We start from the raw sequence: 6,002 nt of genomic DNA on the forward strand, positions 1-6,002 counted from the left end.
TTTTGCCCATCAGTAAAAACAGACTCGCCATAAATCCCGTACTTTGACGAAGGCGGAGACGATAATTAATTTTCAACAACAAACAACATTGAATAATACTGTCTGAATAAGTTTGTTCGCCTACTTCTTTCTTCTTTCTGCTCAGATGATCCCATTCTTCCATTATTGATTCGTCCAACCATAAGGTTAAACTGCCGCGTTGGCACAAACTTTTGTTATACGCTTGCCAATTCTTGATTTTATATTTATCTTTATCTTTGATCTGGGTTATCGGTGAGGTACTCATCTATCTACTTTTTTGAATTTGCAAATACAAAAATACACCTGTAACCCTTCTTTTACAATACCGTTGCAACAAAGTCTGTTTTATCTATAATTGGTTCTCCGGTCAAACAAGATTCGTCTATCTGCATGGAAACTGTTTCCAGTAATTCACCATCGGCAGGGACTTCTTCTCCGGTATTGAGAATAACAATATCGCCCACTACTACATCTTTTTTGGGAATTTCGCATACATTTCCGTTACGGATAACTTTTATAAGTGTATCGTCATTGACTTGGTTTAATACATCGAATTTTTTGTTAGCATCCATTTCAAACCAAAAAGCGACCCCAATGGATAAAAAGATAGCACAAAAAATTCCGATGGTTTCAGCATAATGTCCTACTCCTTTGGTAATATGTTCTGCTATTGCTATTCCTAATGAAAGAAATGCAGCAATAAGTAAAATTCGAATGATAGGGTCTTCAAACTTCTCTAAAAAGAGTTTCCATAAAGATTCTCTTTCAGGAGGCGTTAATACGTTGTGACCGTGCTCTTTTCTACTTTTAAGAACCTGATCATCTGTTAAGCCTGTAAAATGGTGTTTTTGCTCCATGATATATGATATTTGTTTATATGTTTGCAATAGATACGATAGCCACCCGTCCGCCTTCTTCCTTTGAAAGCAGAAACTTTTTTCCGTTAGTAATTTCCACCATTGAGCCTATCGGAACTTCTTTATCATCCGAAACATCTTTCAATGAGGACAATTTCTCGTTGACGAAAACCCACTTATTGTTGTAGTACGAAAAATAACCAACTCTGACCTTTTGAGCATCTGTCAATTTCTCATTTCGTATAACATTCCGGTTTGAATGCCATTGGTGTAAGGTGGAGTTATTGTAAATCACCAAGCGTTGGTTTTCAGGCTTCCAAACAGTAGGTTTGAACTGATAAAAGAAGTCAACGACAGGAATTGAATGACTATATTTAGTTCCGCAAAACGGACAATGAGTATCTTTGGTATTGTTGTATATAAACCATTTTTGCTCACATTTTGGGTTAGAGCATTGCAATTTCAAATTATTTGTTTTGATAAGGGCTTGCTCCCAAGCATCAGCAGGAGGTCTTGAATTGGGATTATGTAAACCGTTGATGAAGGCTTGGTCAAATAGTTCCTTTAAATATGGACCTGTTATGGTATAGGGTATTTTTTTTCAAATCCGTCCAAGGGTAAAACTTGGTCAGATTATCGCCATATTCTCGTTTGAAGTTTCTATTACTTGCATCTGTAGGATGTTCTATAAATAAGGCTTTGGAACCCATCAATAAATCTTCTTCTTTTTCGGATTCCATTGTGCCAAAATAATTACCGCCACGAAGCGGATGCCGATAAAGCAAGTACATGTAAATGAGTACTGCTAAAGCATGTAAGTCTGTTAGCCGATTTGGCAATTTTCGATTTGAGTCATTTTTGCTTAGATGTTTTGTAGCCAAAACTTCGGGGGCTATAAAATCAGCAGTTCCGATAACATCGGGTGGAAATAAGCCCGGAACTACAAGCCCATCAATATCAATAATTGCAGCCGATTTACTTACAGGGTCTATCAGCACATTCTTATAAGATAAGTCTGAATGAGCTAAACCTGCCGCATGTAATCTTTTAACACCTCTTGCAATGTTTACGCAAACCTGAAAGTAACTTAACCAATTCCCTAATTCCGAATCATCTAATTTGGATTTAGATTGAATTGCTCTGAATTTTGCACTGGCAAACCACTTTCCTTCTTTTTCTTTTCCCTTTAACAGGTCATTGCTTGCATATCCCTTTTTGAAGAAAAAATTGCGATTGTAGCATGGAACAATAATTCCAACTTTCTTGTCAAACTCAACAATATCGGTTGGCCAAGTATATAAATCCTTGTAGTAAGCCCCACCTTCCTTATTAAAAAAACTGTCGAAATATTGGGTAACTATTTTCTTTAATCTTTCCTTGGAATTAAAGTCCTGTGCATCCCTATAGAATGCTACAACGTAGGATTTATCAGGGCTAAAGAAGACATCTTTCATTCCTCCCCGCATCGGATCTCCATTATCAACATATTGATAGGTCTTCCCTGTGTTGATAATTGATGACACTGTTTTTATATTCATTTCCTTGTGCTGTTAGGTTAAAAAATAACGGCTAAAGTTCTGTCATCATGATTGCCGGAGCTCCAAAAGTCCATCCATGACAAAAGTTGATTTTCAATCTCCTTGTTTTCTGAAGTAAACTCGACTTTGGTATTGTCTTCATTTTTCCCCTTTAAATCATTTAAAAATTCCATCCATTTCTCATGCTTTTCGAGATTGGCTTCTACTACAAACTTTGGGTCATAAATTCCATCAGTCATTAAAAATAAACAAGAAAAATCTGTGATGACCCTGAAATTAAAGCGAGTAGCCATCGGATGTTCTTTTGAATCGAAAATGTCAAGTTGCGTAATGAAGCGTGTTCCACCGCCAAATTCACCAACATCAAGCCAATTAAGTAATGAGGTTTCTGTTTGATTCTTATTCATTACGGCAATAGGGCAATCTCCTACACCAAATGAAAGAATCAAATATCCAAAATCGTATTTTTTGAATAAAGCAAATATGAGTGTAGAGTGGAAATAATCCAGTGGTGTTTTGGCTTTTGGATTATCAAATAATTCCGGATTACTCTTATAAGTTTCTATCGCTGTTTCCCTAATTTTATTGTGGGCAAATGTTGTTGCTTTATATAATATTTGCTTGGATAGGATTTCGGCTTCTTTCAAAAGTGCTTCATCCTTTGTCTGAATAAATCCTTGAATTTTTTGTTCAAAATCTTTGTCTTTATCTAATTCTTCCGTTTCTCTAAAATATTCTGCCACCGCATTGCAGGCTATTTTTGAACCTTTTCGTGATAGAGCATAACCTCCTGCACCATCAGCAACAGCAACTACTGACCATCCATTTTTTTTATAATATTCAAATGCAAAGTCATCATCCCGAAACGAACCGACATTTTTGTGTGAACGACCTCTTTTCGATGCAACAACAATATGTTTTTCGCCCAATTGCTTGAAATCGCTGTCGTCGTCTTTTTTCCAAAAGATAGCACTTTGGTCACTTGGTATATCTTTCCACAGCGTTTTAGGGTCTGGATTGATAACTAACGGAATCAATTTTTCATGTGCAGGATCGTTTTCCGGCTCCCCATCAACTTTAAAAAACAGTTTAATTTTGAAATCTCCACCGAGAATGAGTTTTCCTTCAATCGTATTGGTTGAATTATTAAAAGCCAATCCAAACTCTGACAAGCCTTCAAACTCTAAATGAATACAATCTGACAAATTTAATTGTTGAAAGTCAATACATACCTGATAATCTTTTCCAACAGTTGCATTTGGTATGATGATTTGTTGACTGATAATATCTGCTATTCTGTTTTTTAATATCCATTTATCCATCAGCATATTTTGATTTTCGATAATTTGTTTTACTGTTTCAATATTTGATTCACTTTCTGTGAACTCCTCAAATAGGCTGAGCCTGCTTTGTGAAATGGATATACCCTTTCCCTTAAACAAAGAATGAATGTATGATTTTGCCTTTTCCATTTTGTCAGCCTTGTGTCCGGGTTACATTGAAATTACCATCACCCGCTCCATAAGTGCCTTTATTTCCACACCAAGGGCAAGTACTGATTTCTTCGGCACCAATGCAGTGTAATTTTCCACAACTACACATTGCAAAGGCAAATTGGTTTCCACAACAAGGGCAGGTTGGCGCACCAATTAGTTTATCTGTATTAACCTGATAACAAAGGTTTGATTCTCCTGATAATTCAAAATAAGTATTATCTACTTGAAATGCCCCAATCAACTTATAATCAAATCCGATATCTCCAGATTTATTTATAAATACATTTTTCCTGTATTTCATTAGATATGGGCGCTGAGTGTTTTGGCATTTTGCAGATAAAACGACAAAGTTGTCATCGACCATTGGTTTTGCAGCTTCTTTTGACAAATCAATTTTAGAAATTGTTTCTCCATCTAACTTTGCCAATTCAAATCCGGTGGAATTATTTTCAACACTAACGCTGCTTGTTTTGATGGAGTCTGTGACCCATTTGAAGAATTGTTTATAAGCGGCAGTATCAGCATTTTTAAAATGTAGTACATTTTCAGTTAATTCACCAAGCAAATGGCTGTCTGTTTCATCTCCGAAGGAAACTGCAACTAAGTTGGCCGTTTTTTGCCAATTTCTTTTCCACTCAGTAATTGCAGCTCTGGTGTCATCGGTGGGAACACCATCTGTAAATAAAAATACTATCGGCTTCCAATCGCCTTTTTGTTCGGCAGTCGTTTTTATTAAATTTCGTCTCAACTCAAACATCAGATGGCCTAATCCATTGCTCAACGAGGTGCCGCTCCCTATTGGAAATTTAGGAGGATAAAAACTGATTATCTCCTGTAGAGGAACAAGTGTTTTAGGCTGACCGGCAAAAACAATAATTGAAACCCATACTGTTTCAATAGCATTGGAGTCTGTTTTTAACGCCTGAATGATGGTTGATAGTCCTTCTTCAACCTGCTGAATGGGTTCTCCGACCATTGATTCGGAGACATCTATCAAAAAATAAATGGGAAGTCGTCTCATAATCTATCTTTAATCAATTTAGTATATAGTTCTAAGTTCTCAATATCATAACAGCACAAAATCACTTTATTTGGATATTCGTTTTCTACAAGGTAGCTGGAAATTACATCAAGCGAGATATTAGCTGCTAAGTCTTTAGGGAATCCATAGGCACCAGTGGAGATATTGGAAAATACGAGTGTTTGAAACTTTTCATTTCTAGCTATTTCCAAACAGTTGGTATAACACAAAGCCAATAAAAGCTTCTCATCCTCTGTTTTGAACAAGTATCTAGGCCCAACTGTATGAATAATATATTTACAGGGTAAATTAAATCCTGGTGAAAGTTTTGCTTCTCCAATTTTACAAGCTCCTATGTTCTTACAATATTCTCTTAATTCTATCCCTGCTTTTCTATGGATAGCACCATCAACACCGCCACCACCAAGCAAAGATGGCTTTGCTGCATTGACAATACAATCAGCATTATATTCCGTTATGTCACCAAAATGTAATTCTATTCTCATTTTACATTAAATTACCAAATGAACTTCCAATGGTGGGGCTGGCAAAGCAACTGTATCAACGGTTCCCATACTTTTATTACCCTGCTCAATTGTATCCGAAACCCATTTAAAAAATTGTTTCAATGTTGAACTGTCAGTCGTATCTAAATGAACTACTGTATCCGTTAACTCCTTAAGTTTAGAGTTGTCTGCTAAATGTCCAGCAGCACAGCCAATGATAGTTCCAAAATTCAGAGATTTAATTTTTGGAATCATTTCCGAGTATAGCTGTAAATCAGATGGTTTCCCGTCTGTAAAAATGAAAAGTAAAGGGCGCCAATCCATAAGTGGTCGGAAGAAATTTCGATCACTTTTTTATCTACGTTTTAAAGAAAATGGAAGGGTCTCCCCCACATTCCACGACAATCATTGATATCATCAGATTTCTGATTTCGACAGTAAATCTTCGTTTAGCTGTTTTATAACCAATATTATTGGCATGTTTGTATATCAAGATAAGCATTGCAACAATCAAAGTCATATACAGCATTACTTCTATTCCATTTTTGTTTAAAGAAACAAGA

The 6,002-nt window shown here is 36.1% G+C and carries 7 protein-coding genes and 2 pseudogenes; all 9 read right to left on the bottom strand.

All coding sequences use genetic code 11. The features are described from left to right. Positions 1-286: transposase (locus tag ACYPZI_RS15310; protein ID WP_459603142.1), on the bottom strand; the 286-nt coding region annotated here is incomplete at its 3' end. 76 nt (positions 287-362) lie between these two features. Next, positions 363-878, bottom strand: a pseudogene (locus ACYPZI_RS15315) (cation-transporting P-type ATPase); the annotation flags it as partial. 16 nt (positions 879-894) lie between these two features. Further along, a complete protein-coding gene (locus ACYPZI_RS15320; RefSeq protein WP_459603144.1) occupies positions 895-1,344 on the bottom strand; it encodes a hypothetical protein in 450 nt (149 codons plus the stop codon). 85 nt (positions 1,345-1,429) lie between these two features. Continuing rightward, positions 1,430-2,416 (bottom strand): protein kinase domain-containing protein, encoded by a 987-nt coding sequence (locus tag ACYPZI_RS15325; RefSeq protein WP_459603146.1) that lies wholly within the window; start codon positions 2,414-2,416, stop codon positions 1,430-1,432. Between the two features lie 17 nt (positions 2,417-2,433). Continuing rightward, on the bottom strand, positions 2,434-3,888 hold the full coding sequence (locus ACYPZI_RS15330) for a PP2C family serine/threonine-protein phosphatase (protein ID WP_459603148.1): 1,455 nt from the start codon (positions 3,886-3,888) through the stop codon (positions 2,434-2,436). A 4-nt stretch (positions 3,889-3,892) separates the two neighbouring features. Further along, the gene (locus tag ACYPZI_RS15335) at positions 3,893-4,933 is read right to left on the bottom strand and encodes a TerY-C metal binding domain-containing protein (RefSeq protein ID WP_459603150.1); all 1,041 of its coding nucleotides are present in this window, start codon (positions 4,931-4,933) and stop codon (positions 3,893-3,895) included. Beyond that, positions 4,930-5,439: a macro domain-containing protein gene (locus ACYPZI_RS15340; RefSeq protein ID WP_459603152.1), complete on the bottom strand. Its 510-nt coding sequence runs from the start codon at positions 5,437-5,439 to the stop codon at positions 4,930-4,932. The genes ACYPZI_RS15335 and ACYPZI_RS15340 overlap by 4 nt, the downstream gene beginning before the upstream one ends. A gap of 6 nt (positions 5,440-5,445) precedes the next feature. Then, complete coding sequence (locus tag ACYPZI_RS15345; protein ID WP_459603154.1) at positions 5,446-5,694, bottom strand: vWA domain-containing protein; 249 nt, start codon at positions 5,692-5,694, stop codon at positions 5,446-5,448. 103 nt (positions 5,695-5,797) lie between these two features. Continuing rightward, positions 5,798-6,002: pseudogene (locus ACYPZI_RS15350) on the bottom strand (hypothetical protein); the annotation flags it as partial.

Source organism: Dysgonomonas reticulitermitis, assembly GCF_054601275.1.